The 24,930-nt window shown below is 64.0% G+C and carries 26 protein-coding genes; 25 read left to right on the top strand and 1 reads right to left on the bottom strand.

The window, feature by feature from the left end; all coding sequences use genetic code 11:
* Window positions 1-12: 12 nt before the first annotated feature.
* From N7E70_RS10260 to N7E70_RS10140, 25 genes are all read left to right on the top strand, one after another.
* Window positions 13-990, top strand: a complete 978-nt coding sequence (locus N7E70_RS10260) for a flagellin N-terminal helical domain-containing protein (RefSeq protein WP_067958536.1) — start codon at window positions 13-15, stop codon at window positions 988-990.
* A 325-nt stretch (window positions 991-1,315) separates the two neighbouring features.
* On the top strand, window positions 1,316-2,317 hold the full coding sequence (locus N7E70_RS10255; RefSeq protein ID WP_067958535.1) for a flagellin N-terminal helical domain-containing protein: 1,002 nt from the start codon (window positions 1,316-1,318) through the stop codon (window positions 2,315-2,317).
* A gap of 178 nt (window positions 2,318-2,495) precedes the next feature.
* The gene (fliF, locus tag N7E70_RS10250) at window positions 2,496-4,145 is read left to right on the top strand and encodes a flagellar basal-body MS-ring/collar protein FliF (RefSeq protein ID WP_263006266.1); all 1,650 of its coding nucleotides are present in this window, start codon (window positions 2,496-2,498) and stop codon (window positions 4,143-4,145) included.
* A complete protein-coding gene (locus N7E70_RS10245; protein ID WP_263006265.1) occupies window positions 4,145-4,774 on the top strand; it encodes a hypothetical protein in 630 nt (209 codons plus the stop codon). Before fliF ends, N7E70_RS10245 begins: the two co-directional genes overlap by 1 nt.
* Window positions 4,771-6,093, top strand: coding sequence for a MotB family protein (locus tag N7E70_RS10240; RefSeq protein WP_263006264.1), 1,323 nt, complete (start codon window positions 4,771-4,773; stop codon window positions 6,091-6,093). Before N7E70_RS10245 ends, N7E70_RS10240 begins: the two co-directional genes overlap by 4 nt.
* Window positions 6,090-7,472, top strand: a complete 1,383-nt coding sequence (locus N7E70_RS10235; RefSeq protein ID WP_263006263.1) for a chemotaxis protein MotC — start codon at window positions 6,090-6,092, stop codon at window positions 7,470-7,472. Before N7E70_RS10240 ends, N7E70_RS10235 begins: the two co-directional genes overlap by 4 nt.
* Window positions 7,469-8,764, top strand: a complete 1,296-nt coding sequence (gene fliK / locus N7E70_RS10230) for a flagellar hook-length control protein FliK (protein ID WP_269441455.1) — start codon at window positions 7,469-7,471, stop codon at window positions 8,762-8,764. The genes N7E70_RS10235 and fliK overlap by 4 nt, the downstream gene beginning before the upstream one ends.
* Window positions 8,694-9,284, top strand: coding sequence for a transglycosylase SLT domain-containing protein (locus N7E70_RS10225; RefSeq protein ID WP_154386454.1), 591 nt, complete (start codon window positions 8,694-8,696; stop codon window positions 9,282-9,284). The genes fliK and N7E70_RS10225 overlap by 71 nt, the downstream gene beginning before the upstream one ends.
* Window positions 9,285-9,496: 212 nt before the next feature.
* Window positions 9,497-10,165: a response regulator transcription factor gene (locus N7E70_RS10220; protein WP_067958516.1), complete on the top strand. Its 669-nt coding sequence runs from the start codon at window positions 9,497-9,499 to the stop codon at window positions 10,163-10,165.
* A 65-nt stretch (window positions 10,166-10,230) separates the two neighbouring features.
* Window positions 10,231-11,484, top strand: a complete 1,254-nt coding sequence (locus N7E70_RS10215) for a flagellar hook protein FlgE (RefSeq protein ID WP_067958514.1) — start codon at window positions 10,231-10,233, stop codon at window positions 11,482-11,484.
* Between the two features lie 36 nt (window positions 11,485-11,520).
* A complete protein-coding gene (flgK, locus tag N7E70_RS10210; protein ID WP_263006255.1) occupies window positions 11,521-12,975 on the top strand; it encodes a flagellar hook-associated protein FlgK in 1,455 nt (484 codons plus the stop codon).
* A gap of 4 nt (window positions 12,976-12,979) precedes the next feature.
* Window positions 12,980-14,023 (top strand): flagellar hook-associated family protein, encoded by a 1,044-nt coding sequence (locus N7E70_RS10205; protein WP_067958510.1) that lies wholly within the window; start codon window positions 12,980-12,982, stop codon window positions 14,021-14,023.
* A gap of 26 nt (window positions 14,024-14,049) precedes the next feature.
* Window positions 14,050-14,397, top strand: coding sequence for a flagellar biosynthesis regulator FlaF (gene flaF, locus N7E70_RS10200; RefSeq protein WP_154386455.1), 348 nt, complete (start codon window positions 14,050-14,052; stop codon window positions 14,395-14,397).
* A complete protein-coding gene (gene flbT, locus N7E70_RS10195) occupies window positions 14,394-14,834 on the top strand; it encodes a flagellar biosynthesis repressor FlbT (protein ID WP_067958505.1) in 441 nt (146 codons plus the stop codon). The genes flaF and flbT overlap by 4 nt, the downstream gene beginning before the upstream one ends.
* Window positions 14,834-15,247, top strand: a complete 414-nt coding sequence (flgD, locus tag N7E70_RS10190; RefSeq protein WP_154386456.1) for a flagellar hook assembly protein FlgD — start codon at window positions 14,834-14,836, stop codon at window positions 15,245-15,247. The genes flbT and flgD overlap by 1 nt, the downstream gene beginning before the upstream one ends.
* Complete coding sequence (fliQ, locus tag N7E70_RS10185; protein WP_067958500.1) at window positions 15,244-15,510, top strand: flagellar biosynthesis protein FliQ; 267 nt, start codon at window positions 15,244-15,246, stop codon at window positions 15,508-15,510. Before flgD ends, fliQ begins: the two co-directional genes overlap by 4 nt.
* 269 nt (window positions 15,511-15,779) lie before the next feature.
* Window positions 15,780-17,423: an MFS transporter gene (locus N7E70_RS10180; protein ID WP_154386457.1), complete on the top strand. Its 1,644-nt coding sequence runs from the start codon at window positions 15,780-15,782 to the stop codon at window positions 17,421-17,423.
* A 218-nt stretch (window positions 17,424-17,641) separates the two neighbouring features.
* Complete coding sequence (gene flhA / locus N7E70_RS10175; RefSeq protein WP_067958496.1) at window positions 17,642-19,732, top strand: flagellar biosynthesis protein FlhA; 2,091 nt, start codon at window positions 17,642-17,644, stop codon at window positions 19,730-19,732.
* A complete protein-coding gene (gene fliR / locus N7E70_RS10170) occupies window positions 19,729-20,481 on the top strand; it encodes a flagellar biosynthetic protein FliR (RefSeq protein WP_067958493.1) in 753 nt (250 codons plus the stop codon). Before flhA ends, fliR begins: the two co-directional genes overlap by 4 nt.
* A gap of 3 nt (window positions 20,482-20,484) precedes the next feature.
* Window positions 20,485-20,874, top strand: a complete 390-nt coding sequence (locus tag N7E70_RS10165; protein WP_067958490.1) for a hypothetical protein — start codon at window positions 20,485-20,487, stop codon at window positions 20,872-20,874.
* 62 nt (window positions 20,875-20,936) lie between these two features.
* Window positions 20,937-21,491, top strand: a complete 555-nt coding sequence (locus N7E70_RS10160) for a rod-binding protein (RefSeq protein ID WP_067958487.1) — start codon at window positions 20,937-20,939, stop codon at window positions 21,489-21,491.
* A gap of 10 nt (window positions 21,492-21,501) precedes the next feature.
* Window positions 21,502-21,912 (top strand): hypothetical protein, encoded by a 411-nt coding sequence (locus N7E70_RS10155; protein WP_154386460.1) that lies wholly within the window; start codon window positions 21,502-21,504, stop codon window positions 21,910-21,912.
* Window positions 21,909-22,448, top strand: coding sequence for a hypothetical protein (locus tag N7E70_RS10150; protein ID WP_067966202.1), 540 nt, complete (start codon window positions 21,909-21,911; stop codon window positions 22,446-22,448). Before N7E70_RS10155 ends, N7E70_RS10150 begins: the two co-directional genes overlap by 4 nt.
* Window positions 22,449-22,636: 188 nt before the next feature.
* On the top strand, window positions 22,637-22,918 hold the full coding sequence (locus N7E70_RS10145) for an SCP2 sterol-binding domain-containing protein (RefSeq protein ID WP_067958475.1): 282 nt from the start codon (window positions 22,637-22,639) through the stop codon (window positions 22,916-22,918).
* A 151-nt stretch (window positions 22,919-23,069) separates the two neighbouring features.
* Window positions 23,070-23,387, top strand: coding sequence for a hypothetical protein (locus tag N7E70_RS10140; RefSeq protein WP_263006253.1), 318 nt, complete (start codon window positions 23,070-23,072; stop codon window positions 23,385-23,387).
* A gap of 850 nt (window positions 23,388-24,237) precedes the next feature.
* Here the strand turns inward: N7E70_RS10140 and N7E70_RS10135 are convergent.
* The gene (locus N7E70_RS10135) at window positions 24,238-24,879 is read right to left on the bottom strand and encodes a GNAT family N-acetyltransferase (protein ID WP_154386462.1); all 642 of its coding nucleotides are present in this window, start codon (window positions 24,877-24,879) and stop codon (window positions 24,238-24,240) included.
* Window positions 24,880-24,930: the final 51 nt, after the last annotated feature.

The raw sequence follows: 24,930 nt of genomic DNA, 5'->3' as shown, positions 1-24,930 counted from the left end.
GGCGTAATTCCCATGTCCAGCATCAATACCAACGCGTCAGCAATGACGGCGCTGCAGACGCTTTCCGCCACCAACAAGTCGCTGAGCACCACCCAGGGCCGCATCGCCACAGGTCTGCGCGTTGCTGAAGCTTCCGACAACGCGGCCTACTGGTCGATCGCAACCACCATGCGTTCGGACAACAAGGCGCTCTCGACCGTGCAGGATTCGCTTGGCCTCGGCGCTTCGAAGGTCGACACCGCCTATACCGGCATGAACAAGGCCATCGACACGCTCAACGACATCAAGGTCAAGCTGGTCGCCGCCAACGGCGCATCGGCTGCCGACAAGGAAAAGATCGACACCGAGATCAAGGCCCTCCAGAAGCAGCTCCAGGCCTATTCCGACGGCGCCACCTTCTCCGGTACCAACATGCTCTCGGTCAAGAGCGGTGCTGCGGCAACCGCAGCCGACGACGTCAAGATCGTCTCCGCCTTCAACCGCGACGGCGCCGGCTCCGCTTCTGTGTCGACCATCGACGTCAAGGTCGATGACATCAAGCTGTTCGAGACCGGCGGTGCTGCCGCCATCAAGACCGGCATCCTGGATGGCCAGCGTCTCGGCACCACCGGCGTCCGTGCCGCCCTGTCCGCCCCGACCCCCGGCACCGATGCCGCAACCGACACCTACTCGGTCATGACAGTTTCGGTCAAAGGCTACTCCGATGCGCAGCTCACCAAGCAGCTTGGCGTTGTCGAAGCAGCACTCAAGGAAATGACGACGGCCGCTACCAACCTCGGCGCTGCAAAGAGCCGCATCGAACTGCAGAAGGCCTTCACCTCCAGCCTGATGGACTCCATCGACCGCGGTGTGGGCCAGCTCGTCGATGCCGACATGAACAAGGAATCGACCCGTCTGCAGGCCCTCCAGGTCCAGCAGCAGCTCGGCATTCAGGCGCTGTCGATCGCCAACGGCAACTCGCAGTCGATCATGTCGCTGTTCAAGGGCTGATGCCCCGGCGCCAAAACATCTCCAGTCGTGAAATCGGGCCGTACCCTTGGGTGCGGCCCGATTTCATTTTGCCCTGTCCGCCGCCTTCTCCTCGCCTGGCGGCGCCGGATAGCTTCGCGCAAGTTACGGCGAGCATAGATTCCGCCACGTAACGGTAAATGCGAAGGCCTGTCGTCGTGTGGTCTTTAATCTGCCGTTAACCATAAGTTCGTAGTTATGGTTAACCAATTGCTATGACGGTTCGGCTGCCACGGGCAGAACGTACGGCATCCGCAACCGGTTCGCGGCGGCAGATCGCGCGGCTCTGACAGAGGGGTTTATTTCGATGTCCAGTATTATGACCAATGCTTCGGCGTTGACGGCGCTTCAGAGCCTCAACACCACGAACAAGGCTTTGAACACCACCCAGGCCCGCATCTCGACCGGCTTCCGCGTCGCGGAAGCCTCCGACAACGCCGCCTACTGGTCGATCGCCACCACCATGCGCTCCGACAACAGGGCACTCTCGACGGTCCAGGACGCGCTCGGCCTCGGCGCCTCGAAGGTCGACACCGCATATACCGCGATGCACAAGTCGATCGACACTCTCAACGACATCAAGGTCAAGCTTGTCGCCGCCGCCAATGGCTCGGACGCCGACAAGAACAAGATCGACGTCGAGATCAAGGCGCTGCAGGCACAGCTCAAGAGCTATGCCGACAGCGCCAGCTTCTCCGGTGCCAACTGGCTTTCGGTCAATTCGACGACAGCTGCCGGCCATTCGGCGGCCGGCGTCCACAATGACGCCAAGATCGTTTCGGGCTTTATCCGCGACAACTCGGGCACAGTCACGCTGGCAACGATCGACATCAAGGTCCAGAGCGTGAAGCTCTACGACGCCGCAGCCACCAACAACGTCAACAAAGGCATCCTCGAAGGCCTTCGCCTCGGCACCACGGGCGTGCGCGACAACACCGCCGTCAACCCGACGACCCCGGGTGCAGCGGTTGCCGCCACAGACGGCTACGCCGTTGCGACCCTTTCGGTGAAGGGCTTCAGCTTCGACCAGATCCTGCAGATGGTGAAGGTCACCGAAACGACCCTCGCCGAGATGACCGACGCCGCCACCACGCTCGGCGCGGCCAAGAGCCAGATCGACCTTCAGAAGACCTTCACCACCAGCCTGATGGACTCCATCGACCGCGGCGTCGGTCAGCTCGTCGACGCAGACATGAACAAGGAATCGACCCGCCTGCAGGCCCTTCAGGTCCAGCAGCAGCTCGGCATCCAGGCGTTGTCGATCGCCAATTCGAACTCGCAGAACATCCTGTCGCTGTTCAAGAGCTGACGCCTCGGCCCCGAAAGCCGGTTTCGGCGTTTGGAGACGCCTGAATCCAGGTTGCACTTCGGCAACAACAATCCGGACGAAATGCCATGGGCCGCGCAACTTGCGCGGCCCATAACATTTTCGCACAAGCTTCGCGGGCTAGGGTCTCTCCGGAAAGTATTGCGGGGAACTTACGCACGTGCCCGAACAGCTACAGAGCATCGTCGCCAATCTCAGGAGTTTCGGCCCACGCCGTCTCGCCATGCTGGGTGCTATCGCAGCACTGGTGATCGCCATCGTCGGCGTGGCATCCGTCTATCTCAACCGTCCTGCCTACGAGACGCTCTATGTCGGCCTCGAACGCTCCGACGTGAACCAGATCGGCATGGTGCTGGGCGAAGCGGGCATCGGCTTCGACGTCGCCTCCGACGGCACCACCGTGCTGGTCCCAGCCGGCAGCACCGCGCAAGCCCGCATGCTGCTCGCCGAAAAAGGCCTGCCCACCAGCGCCAATGCCGGCTACGAGCTGTTCGACAATGTCGGCTCGCTCGGCCTCACCTCCTTCATGCAGCAGGTCACCCGTGTCCGCGCATTGGAAGGCGAGATCGCCCGCACCATCCAGTCGATATCAGGCATCAAGGCCGCCCGTGTTCACATCGTCATGTCCGAGCGCGCCAATTTCCGCCGCGACGAGCAGAAGCCGTCGGCCTCGGTCGTCATCCGCGCCGCCAGCATGGATGCCGACAAGAGCGCCATGTCGATCCGCCATCTCGTTGCCGCAGCCGTCCCCGGCCTCGATGCCGAGCGTGTGACGGTTCTCGATTCGAGCGGCAATTTGCTCGCCGCCGGCGACGACCCCAACAATTCGAGCGCCGCCCGCTCCATCGGCGTCGAGCGCACCGTCGAAACCCAGATCGAGGACAACATCCGCCGTGCGCTGGCAGCCTATCTCGGGCCGGACAATTTCCGCGCCAGCGTCAAGGCTGACGTCAACACCGACTCGCGCCAGACCGAAGAGACGATCTTCGATCCGGAATCACGCGTCGAGCGCTCCGTCCAGGTGGTCCGCGCCAACGAGAATTCCAACCAGAAGCAGTCGTCGACACCTGCCACCGTCGAGCAGAACCTGCCCGATGCCGAGGCCGCTGCCACCGACGGCCCGCAGTCGACCTCGGCCAGCGACCGCAAGGAAGAGATCACCAATTACGAGATGAACTCCAAGCGCATCGCCACGGTGTCGAATGGTTATTCGGTAACCAAGATGTCGATCGCCGTGGTTGTCAACCAGCAGCGCCTGGCAGCCATCCTCGGCAAGGACGCGACGCCCGAGGCCATCGCCGCCCGCGTCGCCGACATCCAGAAGATGGTGACCTCGGCCACCGGCTTCGACGAAAAGCGCGGCGACCTGATCAACGTCTCGGCGGTCGAGTTCATCGACGGCCTCGACGGCGAGGTCATCGAGAGCCCCGGCATCATGGCCTCGATCGGCCAGCACGCAGGAACGATGATCAACGCTGCAGCCTTCATCGTCGTCGTTTTCCTCGTCGCCTTCTTCGGTCTGAGGCCGATGGCAGCAGCACTGTCCGGTTCGTCCGCAGCCCCTGCCCTGCCCACCTTCGCCGGGCCGAGCTTCGAGGAGATGCAGCGCGCCTTGCCGAATGCAGAGGGCATGGCCTCGTTCGAGGAAGAGCCCGCCGCATTGTCCGACCAGCGGCCGCACGCCATGGACGACCTGCGCAACAAGCTGCGCCCTGCCCCGCAGGACCGCCTCGCCCGCATGGTCGACATCAATGAAGAGCGCACCGCACTGATCCTGCGCAAATGGGCCGGTAACGAGGTTGCCGCGTAATGTCGATCGCAGCGCTTTTTGAACGGCTGACCGATTTCGCACCGCTCGCGCCAAATCCGTATCCGCATGCCGGCCAGCCCGAGACCTCGGCCACGGAATATCCCAAGGCGGTTCCGGATCTGGATATCCCGGCAATCGTCGCCGAAGCCGTCGCCCAGGCCGAGGCCGATCTGACCACACGCCTGAGCGAGGAGTACGAGCTGGTGCTCGAGGCCGAGCGCCAGCGCCACGCCGAGGAGGTCGCCTCGCTTGGCGCCCGCTTCGGCAGCGAGGCCGGCGAGGTCATCGCCAAGCGCATCGCCGAGATGGAGACGCGTATCGTCCACCTCACCACCGACGCCGCCGCCCGCGTTGTCGCGACGCTGGTCAGTGACGACATCCGCCAGCGCTCGATCGATGCCCTGTCCAGCGCCATCATTGCCGCCTGTGCCGACCGCGAAGCGGTGCGCATCAAGGTCAGCGGCCCGCAATTCCTGTTCGACGCGCTCGCTGCAGCCATCGGCCATCGCATCGACAATATCGACTTCATCGAAGCAGTCGGCTTCGATCTCAGCGTCGCGATCGACGACAACCTGTTCGAGACCCGCCTCGGCGAATGGTCTTCGGCGCTTTCCGAGACCTTGCCATGAACGGTCCTGACGGCGCCGAGCCACGCCACGAGATCGTCATCGTCAGGCGAGCCCATTCCGACCATGACGACGGCCACCATGGCGGCGCCTGGAAGATCGCCTTCGCCGACTTCATGACGGCGATGATGTGCTTCTTCCTCGTCATGTGGCTGATCAGTGCCGCCAACGAGCAGACCAAGGCGGCTGTCGCCAGCTACTTCAACCCCGTCAAGCTGGTCGACCGCAATGCCAGCCGCAAGGGCCTCGAAGAACTCGGTGACGGTCCCAATTCGGTCGGCCTGACGGCCGAGAACCCGCAGGAAGCCAGCGCCAAGGCAGGCTCCGATGGCCGCGGCAATGCCGGCCCGTCGACGGAGAAAAACTCCGCTGACGCCAGCCCTGCCGCCAACCGCTCCGACGAGCACCTGTTTGCCGACCCCTACGCTGTGCTCGCCGAAATCGCCCAGGACACCGGCGCCAAGGCCAACATCTCGGAACGCAACGAAGGCGGTGCCCAGAATGCCGGTCCGGCCAGCGGCGCCTCTGGCGGAGAAGCCTATCGCGATCCGTTCGCACCCGATTTCTGGACCGAGCAGGTGGCAACGCCTGCCGCCGAAGCAAGTGCCGAGCGCGCCGCGATCGAAGGCGAACCGGCAAAGCCCGGCGACAAGACCGAGCGTTCGGCCAAGACCGATCCGGTGAAGGCCGAAGAACAACAAGCCAAGCCCGCCGAGCAGGCGCCACCAGTCCAGGCCGCACCGGCTCCCGCAGCGCGCGAAACCGCCGCCAAGCCGGGCGATGCTCCCGAGCGCGACACCAACGAAGCTGGAGCATTGGCCGAGGCGCCAAAGCCCAGGGACGAGGCACCGACACGCGAAACCGTCAACGATGCCGACGCCATCCGCCGCGAACTCGCCGAGGCGATCAAGTCGGGCGGCGCCCTGCCCGACGGTCTCTCGGTCGTCGCCACAGACAAGGGCGTCGTCATCTCGGTCACCGAGCAGTTCGATTTCGGCATGTTCGAAATCGGCTCCGCCGTGCCGCGCAAGCAGCTTGTGCTCGCCATGGAAAAGATCGCCAAGACACTTGCCACCCACGAGGGCAACATCTCGATCAACGGACACACCGACGCGCGTCCGTTCCGTGGCGGCGGCTATGACAACTGGCGCCTGTCCACCTCGCGCGCCCACTCAGCCTACTACATGCTCGCCCGCGCCGGGCTTGACGAAAAGCGTATCGTCGAGGTCGCCGGTTTCGCCGACCGCAAGCTGAAGGATAAGGCCGAACCGTTCTCGGCCACCAATCGGCGTATCGAAATCCTGCTGGAGCGCGCCGAATGAGGCTGGCGGCAACCCTGTCCGGTGCCGCGCTGATCGCCCTGCTGGTCGCGGGCGTACCCGGCCGTGCCGTGGCCAGCGAGGCGCCGGCGCTCGAGCCTTACCATCTGGTGCGCTGCCTGCAGCTGTTGCAGGACCGCATCGCCTCCGGCGATCAGGCTTCGCTGCCGTTGCAGCGCCGGCTGCTCGAAATGACCGACGAGCGCATGCGAACCGCCGATGTCGACGCATTCAAAGATCCCAAGAATTTTCGCGCCCTGCTGATCTATGCGATGAGCGGCGGCAACCCGCTGACCATCGAGCAGGTGGTTTCGCGGCTGGAGCTTGAAGAGGCCGACCAGAAGCTGGCGCAAGGCGTCATCGATTATCTCCGAGGCAAGCCCAAGGGCACGGTGGAGCCGCTGGCCGCGATCGACCCGCTGACGCAGATTTCTGAACTCGGTGCCTTTCTGGCGCTGGTCAAGGGTTCGGTCAGCATCGCCGAACAGCCCGAGCAGGCGATGAAGCTGTTCGACCAGGCCAGACTGCTCAGCCCCGGCACGCTGGTCGAGGAAGCCGCCCTGCGCCGCTCGGTTGCGCTCGCCACCCGGCTTGAAGATGGCGGCCGCTTCCTGCGCAACTCGACGCAATATGTTCGCAGCTACCTGCGCTCGCCTTATGCCAGCCAGTTTGCCGATGCCTTCGTTGGCGGCGTCGTTGCCCTGCACAAGTCGATCAATCTCGACACGCTCGCCGAAATCACCGCGATGATGGACGCCGAGCAGGAACGGGTCGTCTATCTCCGTATCGCCCGCCGTGCCGCCATCGACGGCCTGACCGAACTGTCCACCTTTGCCGCTGCCAGGGCCGTGAAGAGTCGTGACGGTGCACCCGGCGGTGCTGACCCGCGCGCCCAGCTTTATTCCGGCCTGTCTTCGGTCACTTCCGGCACCGCCGCAGACATACTTGGCAAGCTCGGCGGCATCGATCGCGACAAGCTGTCCAAGGGCGACCGCGCCTTGCTCGACGCCGTCGAGGCCGTTGCCTCGGAGCTGACGTCGGCTGTTCCGGCGGCACCCGCAAGCGCATCGAAACCGCTGGATATCGGCGATCTGCCGCCGGCGGCGATCGAGATCACGCCGCCACCGGCGGATCCGATGATCCCCGACGCCGTCGAGGCATCTGCAGAGGCTGCGCCCGCCCAGTCGGCGGCCCCCGAGGTCCCGGCAGCAGCACCCGCGTCGCCTCCGGCTGAGCAGCCGGCAACGGTCGCGGCGCCCAGGGTCGTGCCACTGACAGCGCAACAGCAACCGGAACCAGCGGAACCGGAAGATCCCAAGATCACTGAAGCGCGCCGCACGCTTGAATCCATTGACGAACTGCTAGGAGGCTCCCCCAAATGACCGACGCCATCAGCGCGGCCCTGGTGAGCCCGCTCGCGCGCCATTCATCCGGCCATGAGCGCAATGCCCTCGCCAGTAATGACGACCAGCCTGATTTCGGCCAGGCGCTGGGCTCACCGAACAAGGGCGAGCCGAAATCGAAAGGTCATGCCGCCGATCACGATGCCCCGCGCCAAAAGGGCCTGAACAAGCTCGCAGAGCGGCTTGCCGCACGTGACGCGCTCGCCGAAGCCGAGGGCAAAACACCCAGGATCGGCGAAGCTGCCGAGGACGCGACACCCGAAATAGCCGAGCCGCAGCCGGATGCCACGACGAAGGACGTCAAAGCAGAAAAGACCGAAGAGCCTGCATTGCCGCTGGTGCTTGCACTGAGCGAATTACGCAAGGCGGGCGCCCAGCCGGCAAAGGCTGGTTCCGCCGACGCGACCGAAGTCGGGGAGAGCAAGGCCAGCGCACAGCCAGAGGCTGCAGGCGATGCGTCTGAGCCGGAACTCGCAGCCCTCGTCACGAGCGGCAAGACCGCGCGCCAGGCTACCACCGGAGCCGCGCCGCAGTCCGCGGCACCTGTTTCGGCACCCGCGACAGGCTCCACGCCCGAGACGCAGCAGGCAGCGCAATCCGGCACGCCGGAAACCGCCAGCGACGTCGCAGCCAGGGCCGACAAACCGGCACGACCGACACCTGTCAGGCAAGCCGAACAACCCTCCGTCGGCAACACCGTCACCGTCATGTCGGAGCAGTCGATCCCGGCACCGGCGAGCACTGGCGCGGGCAGCACCGCGGGTGCGCTGGCGCTCGACATCGCCTCCGCGGCACCGCGCCATGTCGCTGCCGTATCATCGGTCCAGCAGCTCCAAAACAGCGCATCCAGCACACCCGGCGCGCAGGCTCTCAAGATCCAACTGCGCCCCGTCGAACTGGGTATGGTCACAGCCAATCTTCACCTCGCCGGCGAGCAACTTTCGGTTGAAATCGAGGTTGAGAACACCGAGGCCTACAACAGGCTTTCGTCCGACCGCGAGGCGATCAACAGCGCCCTTCGCGGCCTCGGTTTCGACGTTGACCGCGTCACCATCCTGCAGCCGCAGTCGACGAATGCCCGCGCTGACGGCGGCGCTGCCAACGGCTTCGCAGGCCGTGACCAGGCATCCGCCCAGTCGGGCGGGACAGGTGGTGAAGGTGGCAATTCCAGCAATGGACGTCAGAGTGGGAACGCTGCAAATGACGAAAGCAATTCGCGCAACATCTCGTCGTCTGGCGCTGATCGCCCTGGCAGCAGCCGCTACATCTAGCGCCGCCACCACGATCGCTGCAGCTGCGGCCAATCCGTGCGAGCCTGAGATCCTGCGCGCCGCCGACCGCTACGGCGTGCCGGTGGGCATTCTCTATGCCGTTGGTCTGACCGAAACCGGAAAGAAGGGCAGCTTGCAGCCTAACGCCTTGAACATAGAGGGAAAAGCCGTCTTTCCCAGGAATGAGGCCGAAGCCGTTGCGGCCTTCGAGACTGCGCGTCGCGAAGGCAAGACACTGATCGATCTCGGCTGCATGCAGATCAACCACCGATACCACGCAACCGAATTCCGCTCGGTGCGCGACATGCTCAATCCGCGCCTCAATGTCGACTATGCCGCGCGCTTTCTCGTCAGCCTGCACTCGCGTCATGAGTCCTGGTCGATGGCGGTCGCGCGTTATCATGCCGGCCCCAACAACGACCCTGCACAAAAACGCTACGTCTGTCGCGTCATCGCCAACATGGTCGCCACCGGCTTCGGCCGCTGGACGGAAAACGCCCGGACCTTCTGCAACCCATAGGCGTTTCCAACCGAACCGAACCAGACACGGGCCGTTAGCCCGCCCCTCATTACAGGCTTGCGCAAGGATGCACGCATATCGTGCAACCTGTTCAACCCATGCGATTCCAGACTCCCTAAAAAATAGCGGCAAGAATTCACGATTGGTCGCCTTGGTCCCGACCCATTACCGATTGGTTAACAGGGCATTTTTACTGATTCGGGGGCGGAATCATGATCGTAATCGTGGACGAGCGAGAGCTCGTCACCAACGGATATAATTCACTCTTCGACCGGGAAGGTGTGGCGTGCGCAGGCTTCCGTTCGACCGAATTCGGCGAATGGGTTTCCAGCGCTCCCGACGAGGATCTGCGTTCCGTTCGCGCCTTCCTCATCGGCGACTGCAACGAGGGTTCGATCTCGCCGCGTCAGCTGCGAGACCGTACCAAAGCCCCGGTCATCGCCCTCAGCGAACAGAACAATCTCGAAAACACGCTCAAGCTTTTCGAGTCGGGTGTCGACGACGTCATCCGCAAACCCGTCCACATTCGTGAGATCCTTGCCCGCATCTCGGCCATCCGCCGTCGCGCCCAGGAAGACACCGGCTTCACCCAGATCGGCGCAATGCGCATCTTCATGGACGGCCGCGACCCCGAGATCGACGGCGAGCCGATGCCGCTGCCGCGCCGTGAGCGTCGCATCCTCGAGTATTTGGCAAGCAACAGCGGCCGTCGCGTCACCAAGACCCAGGTCTTCAACGCGATCTACGGTGTCTTCGACGAAGAAGTCGAAGAAAATGTCGTCGAAAGCCACATCTCGAAGCTGCGCAAGAAATTGCGTGAGCGTCTTGGCCACGACCCGATCGATTCGAAGCGTTTCCTCGGCTACCGGCTGATCGTCTGACCAGCCTCGCGCAAGACATGCCACGTAACTTCACCAGCGTGGCATGAGATTTGAGGAGACCACCGATGAGCCTTTACGGAATGATGCGAACCGGCGTTTCGGGCATGAATGCCCAGGCGAACCGGCTGTCGACGGTCGCCGACAACATCGCTAACTCGAGCACGACCGGCTACAAGCGCGCCTATACCGAATTCTCATCGCTGGTGCTGCCCAGCACGCCCGGCGCCTACAATTCCGGCGGCGTCACCACCAAGGTTCTAAACGCAGTCGCCAAGGACGGCACGCTCCAGTACACGACGTCGGGCACCGACCTCGCGGTCCAGGGCAACGGCTTCTTCGTCGTCCAGGACGCGTCCGGTTCGCCCTACCTCACCCGCGCCGGTTCGTTCGTGCCCGACGGCCAGGGTCGCCTCATCAATGCCGCCGGTTACCAGCTGATGGGCTACAGCTACGCAAATGGCATTCCGGCCGCCACCGCCAACGGCTTCGATGGCCTGGTGCCCGTCCAGATCTCGAGCTCCGAGCTCACCGCGCTGCCGACCAAGAACGCCACCTTCACGGCCAACCTGCAGAGCGACGCTGCCGTCTCCGCCGGCCCGCTCCCGAGCACGAATGCCGCCGGCGCGACCTATACGTCGAAATCGTCGATGGTCATGTACGACAATCTGGGCGCCAAGAAGATCGTCGACATCTACTACACCAAGACCGGCGCCAACACCTGGGACGTCGCCGTGTACGACCAGTCCAAGGCGGCGGCCGGAACCTCATTCCCCTATGCCGCAGGCGGTCTGCTGACCAACAGCACCATGACCTTCGACGGTACCACCGGCAAGCTGACCAGTGCCGGCAGCCTCAGCTTCACCGTCCCGAACGGTGCGCCCGTGACCCTCGACATCTCCAAGATGACGCAGCTGGCATCGCCCTACACCGTGACCAAGGCCGTTGCCGACGGCAACGGACCGAGCACCATCGAACGTGTCGAGATCGACACCGACGGCACCATGTACGCCCAGTACGCGGACGGTTCGATGAAGCCTCTGTTCAAGATTCCTCTGGCCGACGTGGCAAGCCCCGACCGTCTCAACAGCCTTTCGGGTAACGTGTTCCGCGAGAGCGCCGACTCCGGCCCGGTCCAGATCGGTTTCGCCGACTCGGGCGGCCTCGGCAAGATGATCTCGGGCGCGCTCGAAAACTCCAACGTCGACATCGCCGAGGAACTCACCGCGATGATCGAGTCCCAGCGTAACTACACTGCCAATTCCAAGGTCTTCCAAACCGGAGCGGACCTGATGGATATCCTCGTCAACCTGAAGAGATAGGACTGACGGGCTTATCGCCCGCTGGAAAAACATAGCATGTCGCTGTCGTCTGCCATTAGCATAGCCCAATCTGCGCTTCGCAACACGTCGCGCCAGACAAGCACTGTTTCCCGCAACGTCGCGGATGCATCAAATCCTGACTACGTGCGCCGCACAGCCGTGCTCGCCAGCACCGGCCCCGGGGCGCGCGTGGTCGAAATCCAGCGTGCGACCAACGAGCAGCTGTTTCGCCAGAACCTGTCTGCCCTGGCCGACTTCACCGGCCAGAACACCCTCCTGGAGGGGCTGCAGAAACTTTCACTCGACGTCAACGGCTCGGAAAACAAGGGCTCGGTCGCAACCCAGCTCGGCAAGTTCCAGCAAGCGCTGCAGCTTTACGCGGCAGCCCCCTCCAACCAGAACCTCGGCACGGCGGCGATCGATGCCGCCCGCCAGGTGGTGCGCTCGCTCAACGACGGCAGCGATGCCATTCAGCGCATCCGCACCGAGACCGACAGCGAGATCGCGACCACCGTCGATGATCTCAACAGGCTGCTCGCCGATTTCGAGCAGGCCAACAAGACGATCATCCAGGGCACCCGCGCCGGCCGCGACGTCAACGACTCCCTCGACCAGCGCGACGCCATCCTGAAGAAGATTTCCGAGATCGTGCCGATCTCGACCTTCAAGCGCGGCGACAACGACATGGTCATCACCACAGGTGATGGCACCACCCTGTTCGAGACCGTCCCACGCGCGGTCACCTTCCAGCCACTGGCGGGTTACTCCGCCGGCGTGACCGGCAACAAGATTCTCATCGACGGCGTGCCGCTTCAGCCAGGCGTCGGCGCCAACACAAACGCCGGCGGCAAGCTCGCCGGCATGATACAGCTCCGCGACAGTGTCACCACCACGATGCAGGCGCAGCTCGACGAGATGGCGCGCGGACTGATCACCGCCTTCTCGGAGACGGCACCAGCCCTTGCCGACCAGGCCGGCCTGTTCACCTGGTCCGGCGGCCCGGCGGTCCCGCCGGCGGGCGTACTGGTCAATGGCCTTGCGCGCTCGATCAAGATCAATCCGGCGGTCGACCCGCAGATCGGCGGCGATCCCAAGCTGTTGCGCGATGGCGGCATCAACGGCGCGGCCTATGTCAAGAACCCCGCCAGCAACGCTTCTTATGCCGACCTGCTGATCTCCTATGGCAACCGCATCGACCAGACGATGACTTTCGATCCGGCCGCGGGTATCGCCACAAGCTCGAGCCTCAGCACCTTCTCGACCAATTCGATCGGTTGGTTCGAGGGCATGCGCAAGCAGGCGGACACCGCCGCCCAGACCAAGGAAGCGCTGGCTATCCGCACCGCCGAGGCCCTGTCAAACGATACCGCTGTCAATGTCGACATCGAGATGTCGAAGATGCTGGAACTCGAGCAGTCCTATCAGGCCACAGCCCGGCTGTTGAAGGCGGTCGACGACATGCTGGCAGCCCTCCTGGGCGCGGTGAGATAGCGCGATGAAAGCGACGTTCGTCTCCTCCTCCGCGGTCACCAGCGCCCTGCGCTACTCGATGCTGCGCCAGCAGTCCGAGCTCATCAAGGCGCAGAAGGAGGCCAGCTCCGGCTTTGTCGCCGACACCGGCTTGGCACTTGGCGCCCGCACCGCGCAGTCGGTCACACTCCATCGCGACCTCGAGCGCCTCGATGGCATTGTCGACAGCAACGGCCTGGTGTCGTCGCGCCTGTCAGCGACGCAGAAGTCGCTCAACGAGGTCGGCAAGGCCGCACAGACCTTCCTTGCCAGCCTGACCAGCAGTTCCTCCGGTGATGCCGCCTACGCGCTGACCCAGAAGGCGGCGCGCGGCACGCTCGACACGTTGACCTCGGTGCTCAACACCAGCCTCAACGGCGAATATCTGTTTGCCGGCACCAACACCGACGTCAAGCCGATCAACGAATTCAAGGCCGGCTCGCCGGCCAAGGCGGCATTCGACACTGCCTTCCAGACACATTTCGGCTTCACGCAGAACGATCCGGCGGCGCAGTCGATCTCGGCCACCCAGATGGACACTTTCATGACCTCGGTCGTCGAGCCGATGTTCCTCGGCGCCGGCTGGCAGGCCAATTTCTCCAATGCCACCGACCAGGGCATCACCAGCCGCATCACGCTCAACGAAACCACCGAGTCCTCGGTCAGCGCCAACAATGCCGGCATCCGTAAGGTCGCCATGGCCGCCGCCATGGTCAGCGACCTGCTCGATTCCAATGTCGGCGCTGCGGCCCGCGGCGCGCTGGTCACCCGCGCCGTGTCGATTATCGGCAGCGCCATCAGCGACATAGGCCAGCTGGAATCGCAGACCGGCATCATCGAGCAGCGCGTCACCAACGCCACCGATCGCATCAAGATGCAGATGGACCTGTTCGAGCGCCACATCATCAACACCGAGGGCGTCAACCCCGAAAAGGCGGCGACACGCGTCAGCGACCTGATTTCGATGATCGAGAGATCCTACGCATTGACGGCACGTATCCAGAAGCTCAGCCTGATGAATTACCTCTGACCTGAACGGCAACAAACGGGACGCATATGTATCAATTCTCCTATGCCGACATTCAGACCGACTCCGTCGCCGATGCGCGGGATCGCGAACGTCAGCTTCTCAGCCGCTCAATCGACATGCTGATAAGGGCCAGCGAAGCCGGAGCCAATTCCAACGAGGCGATCGCCGCACTGAACTTCACCAACCGCGTCTGGACCTCCCTGATGGACGATCTCGGCAACCCCGAGAATGCTCTCCCCAAGGAGCTCCGCGCCAACCTCATTTCGATCGGCCTGTGGCTGCTACGCGAGTCAGAAGACATCCGCCAGGGCCGCTCCGAAAGCTTCGAGGGCCTGATCGAGGTCTCGCAAATCATCCGCGACGGCATACAATGAAAAACACGCTCAAGATCTCGCTGAAGGCCAACGAGAAGATCTACATCAACGGTGCCGTGGTGCGCGCCGACCGCAAGGTCTCGCTCGAACTGCTCAACGACGTGCAGTTCCTGCTCGAAAGCCATGTGCTGCAACCCGAGCAGGCCTCGACGCCGCTGCGCCAGCTCTACTTCATCCTGCAGGTCATGCTGGTCGATCCGATCGGCGCGGTCCAGGCGCGCGACATGTTCCGCCGCTCGCTGCCGCTGCTGCTCGCCACCTTCGACAATGCGGAAATCCTCTCCAGCCTGAAGCATGTCGACCGCCTCGTTGCCGAGGATCATGTCTACGAGGCGCTGAAGACCATCCGCTCCCTCTATCCACTCGAACAGCGCATCATCGCCGGCGAAGAGACGGCAACGGTGCAACCCGCCCGCGCAGCCGGAGGCAGATTCTGATGCCCATCGATTTCTCCGTGACGCCGCCTGTCGGCTCCAACACCGGCGCCAACAAGTCGACCGGCTCCAAGACGCAGGTCGACTACCAGTCCTTCCTCAAGCTGCTCATGGCGCAGATGAAGAACCAGGACCCGACCAAGCCGATGGAATCGACCGAATATGTGGCGCAGCTCGCCACCTTCTCGCAGGTCGAGCAGTCGGTGCAGATGAATGCGCGCCTCGACCAGATCCTGCAGTCCTCGGCGCTCGCCCAGGCAGACGCCCTGATCGGCCGCAACATCACTTCGGCCGACGGCAAGACGTCGGGCACGGTCACCGAGGTCCGTCTCGCCAAGGACGGCGTCACCGCCGTGCTGTCCGACGGCAAGACCGTCGCGGTCGTCGCGGGCGTCAAGGTCAAGGCTGCCGCGTGAACGAAGCCGATGCCCTCGACCTTGTCCAGTTCGCCATCTGGACGGTGCTGACTGCCTCCGCGCCCGCGGTGGCGGCAGCCATGCTGGTTGGCGTCGGCATCGCCCTGATCCAGGCCCTGACCCAGATCCAGGAAATCACGCTCACCTTCGTGCCCAAGATCGTCGCCATCTTCCTGGTGGTGGCGCTGACCGGCCCGTTTATCGGCGCCCAGATTTCCAGCTTCACCAACGTCATCTTCGAGCGCATCGAAAACGGCTTCTGATGGCTGCGTGGCAAGCCTGTTCGCGCACCGCGACCTGAGACCGTCCCTGTGGACCTTAGCCGCGCCGCCACTGGACCATGCCGGCATCGTACAAATGGGTTCACCCGGCCAGCCGATCATGGTCTAGTCATTCCTGCATGATCGAAATCGATTCCCCGAACAGGTCGTGCATCCACAGGAGGGCCACGGCGTCCTTTGCGCCTCCCGAAGGAGGCTTGGCGCCGTAGCGGCAAATCACACGAGGGCACCCGGCTCAGCCGGCTTGGCGCATGGACGACGACCACCAGTACGAGCAAGGTTCGGCGCTCGCGCCCTTCAAGCACGGCATTTTCCGTTCCGTCTGGTTCGCCAGCCTGGCTTCGAATTTCGGCAGTCTGATCCAGTCTGTCGGAGCCGCCTGGTTGATGACCTCGATCGCCACCTCCTCCGACATGGTGGCGCTGGTCCAGGCCTCGATCTCCCTGCCGATCATGCTGTTTTCGCTCGCGTCGGGCGCACTCGCCGACAGCTACGACCGCCGCCGCGTCATGCTGACCGCGCAGTGCTTCATGTTCGCCGTCTCGGCGGCGCTGACGCTGTTTGCCTATCTCGGCCTGATCACGCCCTGGCTGCTGCTCACCTTCACCTTCCTCATTGGTTGCGGCACCGCACTTAACAACCCGTCCTGGCAGGCCTCCGTCGGCGACATGGTGCCCCGCACGGTGATGCCGGCGGCCGTCGCGCTCAACTCGATGGGCTTCAACATGACGCGCAGCGTCGGCCCGGCCATCGGCGGCATCATCGTCGCCACCGCAGGTGCTGCGGCCGCCTTCGCCGTCAACACGCTGAGCTACTTCGCCATCATCTTCGTACTGTTTCGCTGGCGCCCGCAATATCCGGCAAACCCGCTGCCACGCGAAACGCTCGGCCAGGCCATGGGTGCAGGCCTGCGCTACGTCGCCATGTCGCCCAACATCGGCAAGGTGCTGCTGCGCAGCTTCGCCTTCGGCTTCACCGCCGTCGTCATCCAGGCACTGCTGCCGCTGGTTGCCCGCGACCTCGTCGCCGGCGGCCCGCTGACCTACGGCATCATGCTCGGCGCCTTCGGTGTCGGCGCGGTCGGCGGCGCGCTGATCAGCGGCCGCATCCGCAGCAGCATGACGAGCGAAACCATCGTGCGCTCGGCCTTTCTCGGCTTCGCCCTCTGCAGCTGGATCGCCGCCTTCAGCTCCAATGCCTGGCTCACCTCGGCCGGCCTGCTCGTCGGCGGCGCCTGCTGGGTGCTTGCGCTTTCGCACTTCAACATCACCGTGCAGATGTCGACCCCACGCTGGGTTGTCGGCCGGGCGCTGTCGATCTACCAGATGGCAACCTTCGGCGGCATGGCGCTGGGCAGTTGGATCTGGGGTCTCGTCGCCGAAAGCAACGGCGCGGCCACCGCCCTGATCGTTGCCGGCATCGTCATGCTGGTCGGTGCGGCGATCGGCTTCCTGCTGCCGCTGCCCGAGCACACAGCGCTCAACCTCGACCCGCTCAACCGCTTCCGCGAACCACACCTGGCGCTCGACGTCCGGCCGCGTTCGGGGCCCATCGTCATCTCGATCGAATTCATCATCCGCGAAGAAGATGTACCGGCCTTCCTCGACGCCATGACCGAGCGCCGCCGTGTCCGCCGCCGTGACGGCGCCCGCAACTGGGTGCTGGCGCGCGACCTTGAAAACCCCGAGATCTGGGTCGAAACCTACCACACCCCGACCTGGCTCGAATACATCCGCCACAACCAGCGCGCCACCCACGCCGACGCCGTCATCGGCGACAAACTGCGCGCCTTGCACAGCGGCCCCCAGCCACCCCGCGTCCACCGCCTGATCGAACGCCCCACCAGCCTGGCGGCAGCCCTCGGCAGTCACAAGGGGCATATCGAGCTGCATTAGGCGTAAGGCCGCAGCGACCGTCGCGAAGCCTGCCCTCCTTGCCAGCTCCATCGCGCGGTCCTTCGACGCCGAAGATTGGCATAAAAGCGCCCGTCGAAGCTCCGTTGCGTGCCAGCTGCCGCATCTTTTCGCCTGCCTCCCACCCTCGCGCAAGCTTGGCGCAATAGGGTCAGGAAGCCGTGGCATTGGCGCGCGGCGGGATTCGATCGGAAGCATCAATGGCGATCAGCGAAACCATTTCAGGCGCAGGCGTTCCAGCCAGGAACGGACGCGACGTCTTCTTCGCCGTCGGCATCGTCATCATCCTCGCCGTCCTGTTCCTGCCGATCCCGGCCTTCCTGATCGACGTCGGCCTTGCCTTCTCGATCGCCATTTCGGTGCTGATTCTGATGGTCGCGCTGTGGATCCAGCGCCCGCTCGACTTCTCGTCGTTCCCGACCATCTTGCTGATCGCCACGATGCTGCGCCTGTCGCTCAACATCGCCACCACGCGCATGATTCTGTCGCATGGCAATGAAGGCACGCATGCCGCCGGCTACGTCATTTCGGGCTTCTCGAACCTCGTCATGTCCGGCGACTTCGTCATCGGCCTGATCGTGTTCCTGATCCTGATCGTGGTGAACTTCATCGTCATCACCAAGGGTGCGACGCGTATCGCCGAAGTCGGCGCCCGTTTCACCCTCGACGCCATTCCCGGCAAGCAGATGTCGATCGACGCCGACCTGTCGGCCGGGATGATCGACGACAAGACAGCGCAGTTGCGCCGCCGCGAACTGGAAGAAGAAAGCTCCTTCTTCGGCTCGATGGACGGTGCCTCGAAATTCGTCCGAGGCGACGCCATCGCCGGCCTGATGATCACCGCCATCAACATCGTCGGCGGTATCGCTATCGGCTATTTCCGCCACGACATGGGCATGGGCGAAGCCGCTGACGTGTTCATCAAGCTGTCGGTCGGCGACGGCCTCGTCACCCAGATCCCGGCGCTCATCGTCTCGCTCGCCGCCGGCCTGCTCGTCTCCAAGGGCGGCACCCGTGGATCGGCCGACCAGGCGGTGTTCGGCCAGCTCGGCGCCTATCCACGCGCGCTCTATGTCGCCGCCGGCCTGCTGTTTCTGCTCTCGCTCGTGCCCGGTCTGCCGATGTTGCCGTTCCTCTCGCTTGCCGTTGCCATGGCAGCACTCGGCTACTTCATCCCGATGCAGCATAAGCGCCGCATGGCCGAGGTCGACGCTGAAAGGGAGCAGGTCGAGGCCGACAAGGTCGAAGAGGAAAAGAACTCGGTCAAGGCATCGCTCGCCACCGCCGAGATCGAGCTGCTGATCGGCAAGCAGCTGTCGACGCGCCTGCTCGCTACCCATCAGGAACTCGCCTTCCGCATGTCGAAGATGCGCAAGAAGTTCGCCACCCAGTACGGCTTCGTCGTGCCGGAAGTGCGCATGACCGACGACTTCTCGATTCCGCCCAAGAGCTACCAGATCAAGGTGCACGGCACCGTCGTCGCCGAATACCAGATGCGCGTCGGCGAAATCATGGTGCTGCTCGGCTCGCGGGATCTGCCAGACATTCCGGGCGAGGAAGTGCGCGAACCGGCTTTCGGTATGCGCGCCTTCTCGGTGCTCGATTCCTTCGCCGAGGACCTGAAGCGCGAGCAGTTCACCTTCGCCGACAACATGTCGGTGCTGCTCACCCATCTCTCCGAGGTGATCCGCAACAACCTGCCGCAGCTCCTGTCCTACAAGGACATGAAGGCGCTGCTCGAGCGCCAGGACCCCGAATACCGCAAGCTCGCCGACGAGATCTGCACCTCGCACATCACCTATCCCGGCCTGCAGGCGGTGCTCAAGCTTCTGCTCGCCGAGCGCGTCTCGATCCGCAACCTGCACCTCATCATCGAGGCAATCGCCGAGATCTCGCCGCATGTCCGCCGCACCGAGCAGATCGTCGAGCACGTCCGCATCCGCATGGCGCAGCAGATCTGCGGCGACTTGAGCGAAGGCGGCGTGCTCAAGGTGCTGCGCCTCGGCAACCGCTGGGATCTCGCTTTCCACCAGAGCCTCAAGCGCGACGCCAAGGGCGAAGTGCGCGAGTTCGACATCGATCCGCGCCAGCTCGAGGAATTCGGCCAGGAAGCCTCCAAGGCGATCCGCACGCATCTCGAAACCGGTGAGCGTTTCGTGATCGTCACCGCACCCGACGCACGTCCCTATGTCCGCATGATCATCGAAAGGCTGTTTCCGACCCTGCCGGTGCTCAGCCATGTCGAGATCGCCAAGGGCGTCGAACTGCGCGTGCTCGGTACCGTCTCATGAATGCCGCCGCGCAAGGCATGGTCCTTGCGGCGTTCCTGGCCTTCTGTCGCATCGGCGCCTGTTTCATGCTGATGCCCGGAATCTCCAGCGTGCGCGTGCCGATGCATGTCAGGCTGTTCGTCGCCGTCGCCGCCACCGGCGGGTTGCTGATCCACCTCTGGGACCAGATCTTCCCGTTCGTCGACGCTCGTCCCGGCGTGCTGATGCCGATGATCGCATCCGAGCTTCTGATCGGCGGCCTGATCGGGCTGATGGCCAGGCTCTACATCCTGGCGCTGATGTTCATGGGCTCGGCGATCGCCATGCTGATCGGCTTCGGCGGTGTCGGCGGCCACGCGATCGAGGAAAACGAGCCCCAGGCAGCGCTTGCCTCGATCATCTCGATCGCGGCGCTGATCCTGCTGTTTGCCTTCAATTTCCACCACGAGATCATCCGCGCACTGGTCGCCTCCTACCAGGTCGCGCCGGTCAACATGTTCTTCAATCCGCAGGCAGCCCTCGTCGACGTCACCGACACGCTGTCGGAAAGCTTCATGGTGGTGCTGAGGCTGGGCAGCCCCTTCGTCGCCTATGCCATCCTGATCAACCTGACGATCGGCTTCGTCAACAAGCTGACGCCGCAGATCCCGGTCTACTTCATCTCGCTGCCCTTCGTCGTCGCCGGTGGCCTGGTGCTGATGTATTTCGGCATCGCCACCATGCTCAGCCTGTTTGCCGACGGCTTCGTCGACATCACCGTGGGAAGGTAAGGAATGGCCGCGTCGCGCAGGGATCGCCTGAAGAAGCTGGTAGCCGTGCAGGAGCAGCTCAAGGCGCTGCACGAGACGCGCCACGCCGGTTTTGTCGCCAATGCGATTGCCGCCGAAGCCGAGGCGCAATCGCTGTCGGACAGCTTCGACAGCACCGAAGGCATCTCCCAGCTGTTCCCTGAACTCTACCATCGCCGCATCAAGGAGGCGATCGACAAGAAGCAGCTCAATCTCGGCCTCGCCAATGTCGAGGTCGGCAAGATCGCCACTGCCACCGCCCGCACCAACATGGTCGAGCGCGCCTACCGCGAGGTCCGCCGTCAGGATGAGCGTGACAGCGCCGACCGCGAACGTCTCGAAATCATTGAAAGAAAGTCGGCTGAAGACAAGTAAGGTTGCCGCAAGCTTGACCCTCCACAATCAGCAGTAACGTAAACCCGGAAAGGCGAGCCGCTTTGGCCATCTCCCCACCCAGCGACATCATTCTGGATGTAGCCAAGGCCGTCGAGCCATCAGGCATCCAGGCTGCGCGCGCGGCGCTTGCCAACCGGACCGCCAGCGCGGCCCCGGCCGGAACATTTTCGCTCACCGAAGCCGCCGTCACCGGCGGTGTCACGCGCCAGCCGGACAAGACCTCGGCCGATGCGTCGATGAAGAAGTTCGAGGCAATGGTCCTGCAAACCTTCATCGGCAACATGATGCCGAAGAACACCGAAAGCGTGTACGGCAAGGGCATGGCCGGCGACATGTGGAAGTCGATGATGGCCGAGCATCTCGCCAACCAGACCGCCGAAGCCGGCGGCATCGGTATCGCCAAGACCGTTATGCGCGACCACTACATCAAGGACGAGCAGGTGGTGCCGGTCAGCGGCGTCGCTGGCGGGCCTGAAAAGGCGGCACTCGATGAACAAATGAGCCAGGCCACTGCGCTCATTCAGGAATTGCAGCGGAAGATGGTGCGCTCGCTGGGAAGCGACGATGCCGCCTCCGCCACTGACACAAAATCGTAGAGGATAAGATATGTCGGATCTCTCCGAATACAGGACGAACCTGCCGGTGACGGCCGATCTCATCGACGCTGCCCGCCCGGGCAACGTCGCGGCCATCATCAGCCGGATCGAGGATGCGGTCGAAGAAGAGACCGCTGCGATCCGCACCGACGTCCATTTCGACATCAAGGCATCGAACGCCCGCAAGAGCCGCTATCTCTACGAACTGACCCGCGCCACCAAGGGCCTGGTCGAGGGCGACTACCCGAGCGAGCTCAAGGTCGGTGTCGAACGCCTGCGCGACAAGCTCGTCGCCAATGAACGTGCGATCCTCGCTCATCTCAGCGCCGTCAGTGAAGTCGCCTCCCTGCTCCGCGACGCCATCCAGCGCTCCGAAGCGGACGGCACCTATTCGGCAAACGAATTCGGGTGGGCGCGGTGATCAAGTTCATCGCGGCGGCGCTGTGGATTGTCGCCGTGACCCTCGGCTCGGTCTTCTATTCGTTCCAGGCCGCCGCCAACCTGCCGGCGACCGAAGAGCAGATGCCGCTGCTCGGCGGTCTCGACTATGTCAAGACCGACGTCATTTCGGTGCCGTTGCTCAAAGGTGAGCGCGTGCACGGCTATTTCCTGACGCGCCTCGTGTACACGGTCGAACCCAAGGAAGTCGGCAAGCTATCGGTGCCGATGGCCTCGCTGCTTGTCGATCAGGTCTATTCCTATCTCTACGGCAATCCGCAGATCGACTTCACCGAATATGAGAAGCTCGATCTGGACGGCTTTCGCAACGGCATCCGCGACGCCATCAACGCCCGTGTCGGTTCGAAGCTGATCCACGAGGTAATGGTCGAGCAGATCGACTTCCTGACCCCCGACGATGTCCGCGACAACGCCGTGCGCCAGCGTGAATCGGCTGCTGCCGCAGCAGAGGCCGAGGCGGCAAAGCCAGCCGAAGCAGGCCCGGCCAAAGCACATTGAACCCGACAGGCAGCCAACTTGGCTGCCTTTCGCGCCACGTCGCGTGACCATCGCCAGCCAGTTCTACGTTGACGTAAACGTAAGATGCCAGTTATAGGAATTGCAGTCCTGTGACATGGCCGGCTCGTCCGGATTGGTCCGGGGAGGCCGGGCGCAAAGCGCCTTTCAGGAAAGACCAGGAGAGAGCCATGAGCATTCAGGCAGTCGCAGACAAGATCAAGGCGAAGGTGGAGAGCGCCGGCTTTGGCCGCTCGATCAAGTTCGACACCGGCAGCGACGGCGTCATCGTCATCGATGGCACCACCCTGTCGACGACCGACGGCCCGGCCGACTGCACCATCAAGCTGTCGCTCGACGATCTCGAGTCGCTGATCGCAGGCGAGCTCAACCCGACGATGGCGTTCATGACCGGCAAGATCAAGGTCGAGGGCGACATGTCGGTGGCCATGGGCCTGAGCCAGCTGCTCTAAGCCGACAAGACCATCGGAATTGGAAAAGCCCGGCGGTGTTGAACGGGCTTTTTCTATGCAACCCACGCACTTCCGGCACACACGCAATGCAACCGTAATGCACGTGGTCCACATCGCTCGCCAGGGACGATTTTGCGACGTGGAGTATCATATGACCCGAAATCGACTGGCCGCATTGGCCGCGACCCTGTGCGTCGTCGCCCTCGCCGGCTGCGTGGACGACCGCTATGGCCGCGACTGGGACGGTCCCAGGCACGGGCCGCGCAACTGGGACGGCCCCAGAGGCGGGCCCCGTAGCTGGGATGGTCCGCGCGGGCCGCGCAATTGGGATGGGCCGCGCGAATACCCCAGGCATGGCCCGCCGCCGCGTCCCAGCAGTGAACCGCTCGACTGCCGAGGCGGACCGGCAACGACGCCGTCGCCCGATTGCATCGACCGGCCGCGACCGCGCCGCTTCTCCAACGACTGACTGCAAGGGCCGGGCTCGCCCGGCCTTTCTCATTCGTGAGGGACAAAGGTCCGACCCCGGCGGCCCGGTAATGTCCCCACAACAAATGAAGCCCACATCGCCCCGGTCAATTCCAGCCGGAGTGTCCTGTGAATCGAAATCGACTGATTGCCCTGGCTGCGACCCTGAGCGTGCTTACGCTCGCAGGCTGCGTGGACGATCGCCACGGCCCGCCGCGCTGGGACGACACGCGCTATCCGCCGCGCCACGGCGGCGATTACACTCGCTACCCGCCGCGCCATGGCGACAACTACACGCGGTATCCGCGGCGTCATGGCGGAGATCAGCCGCGCTGTCACCCCCGCCCACCTGTGCCGCCAATGCCGCCACGCCCACCCCGTGCACCACGCCCGCCATTCTCGGAGCCGATCTTCTGCACCCAGGACTATGGTCGCCTGCGGCATTCCCGTTGCGACGACAGGCGGCGGCCACACAGTGGCGGCGACCAGTACTACACCACCAACCAGTGAGCGACGGCGCCGTGCCTCGTCGAGGCACGGCGCTTTGCCCGTCCCATAGCCGACGTGGAGTCGAAAGTGCGTCGAAACCGCCTTGCAGCAGTGGCAATGGTCATGGCTTGCGTTATGCCGCTGTCGGGCTGCGGCTACCTTGTCTCGGCAGTCGAGTTGAGTGACGAGCACACCACAAGCCAACAGCGGCCCTCGCTGTTGCCGCAATCGCCGCAGCCGTCAATCGCCTGCGTCAAGGAGAGAACGCCGTCGCCGACCTGTTTCCCGGCTGCGCCAAGCCGTATTTCGGCCTGGAGATAACGCGTTCCGGCTCACCTCAGGCAGCCGGGCGGACACTCCGGCTAGAGTGCAGCACGGCCCGTCGGACGCGCAAAGGACACGCCCGCGTTTTCCGATCCCGCACCGCCCTTACCGAACGTCGAGTCCGCCCTGCGCGCCGGGGCGCCGAGCTTGCGCCCGGCCGCCTTGAGCACGCCTTTGGCGCCGTCGAGCGCACCGGAAACGAGTTCCAGCGCGAGGAAGCGGTCGCGCTCATATGGGCCGGGCATGGCAAGCTGGCCGGTCTTCGCGGCGGAGAAGCCGAAACGCGCATAGTATGGCGCGTCGCCAACGAGCAGGATGACGCGGTGGCCAAGGCGGGAGGCTTCGGCGATAGCCAGGCGCATCAGCGCCGAGCCGATGCCGGTGCCCTTTGCCGCCGGATCGACGGCGAGCGGGCCGAGCAGCAGCGCAGCAGGACCGCCCTCGCCCAGCCGCACGTCCCACAGCCGCACGGTGCCAACGACCGAGCCCTTGGCATCGCGCGCGACCAGCGCCAGGCCCTCGGATGGGCGGCGACCGCGGCGCAGCTTCTCCGACGACTTCTTGCGCCGCTTCGGGCCCATGGCACGGTCAAGCAGTACCTCGCGCGCGGCGATGTCGGCCCGGGTTTCAGCCACGATCACGATGTCGGGCAAGATTTTGGCAATTTCTTCAACGTTCATTTCCGCGATCCTTCACGAGCGGAGATCTGTTCCACAAGCGAACCCGATCGG

It is taken from the genome of Aminobacter sp. NyZ550, from assembly GCF_025628925.2.
GTDB lineage: Bacteria > Pseudomonadota > Alphaproteobacteria > Rhizobiales > Rhizobiaceae > Aminobacter > Aminobacter ciceronei.
Note: the sequence above shows the minus strand (reverse complement) of the source record. Positions and strands in the feature narration are given on the sequence as shown.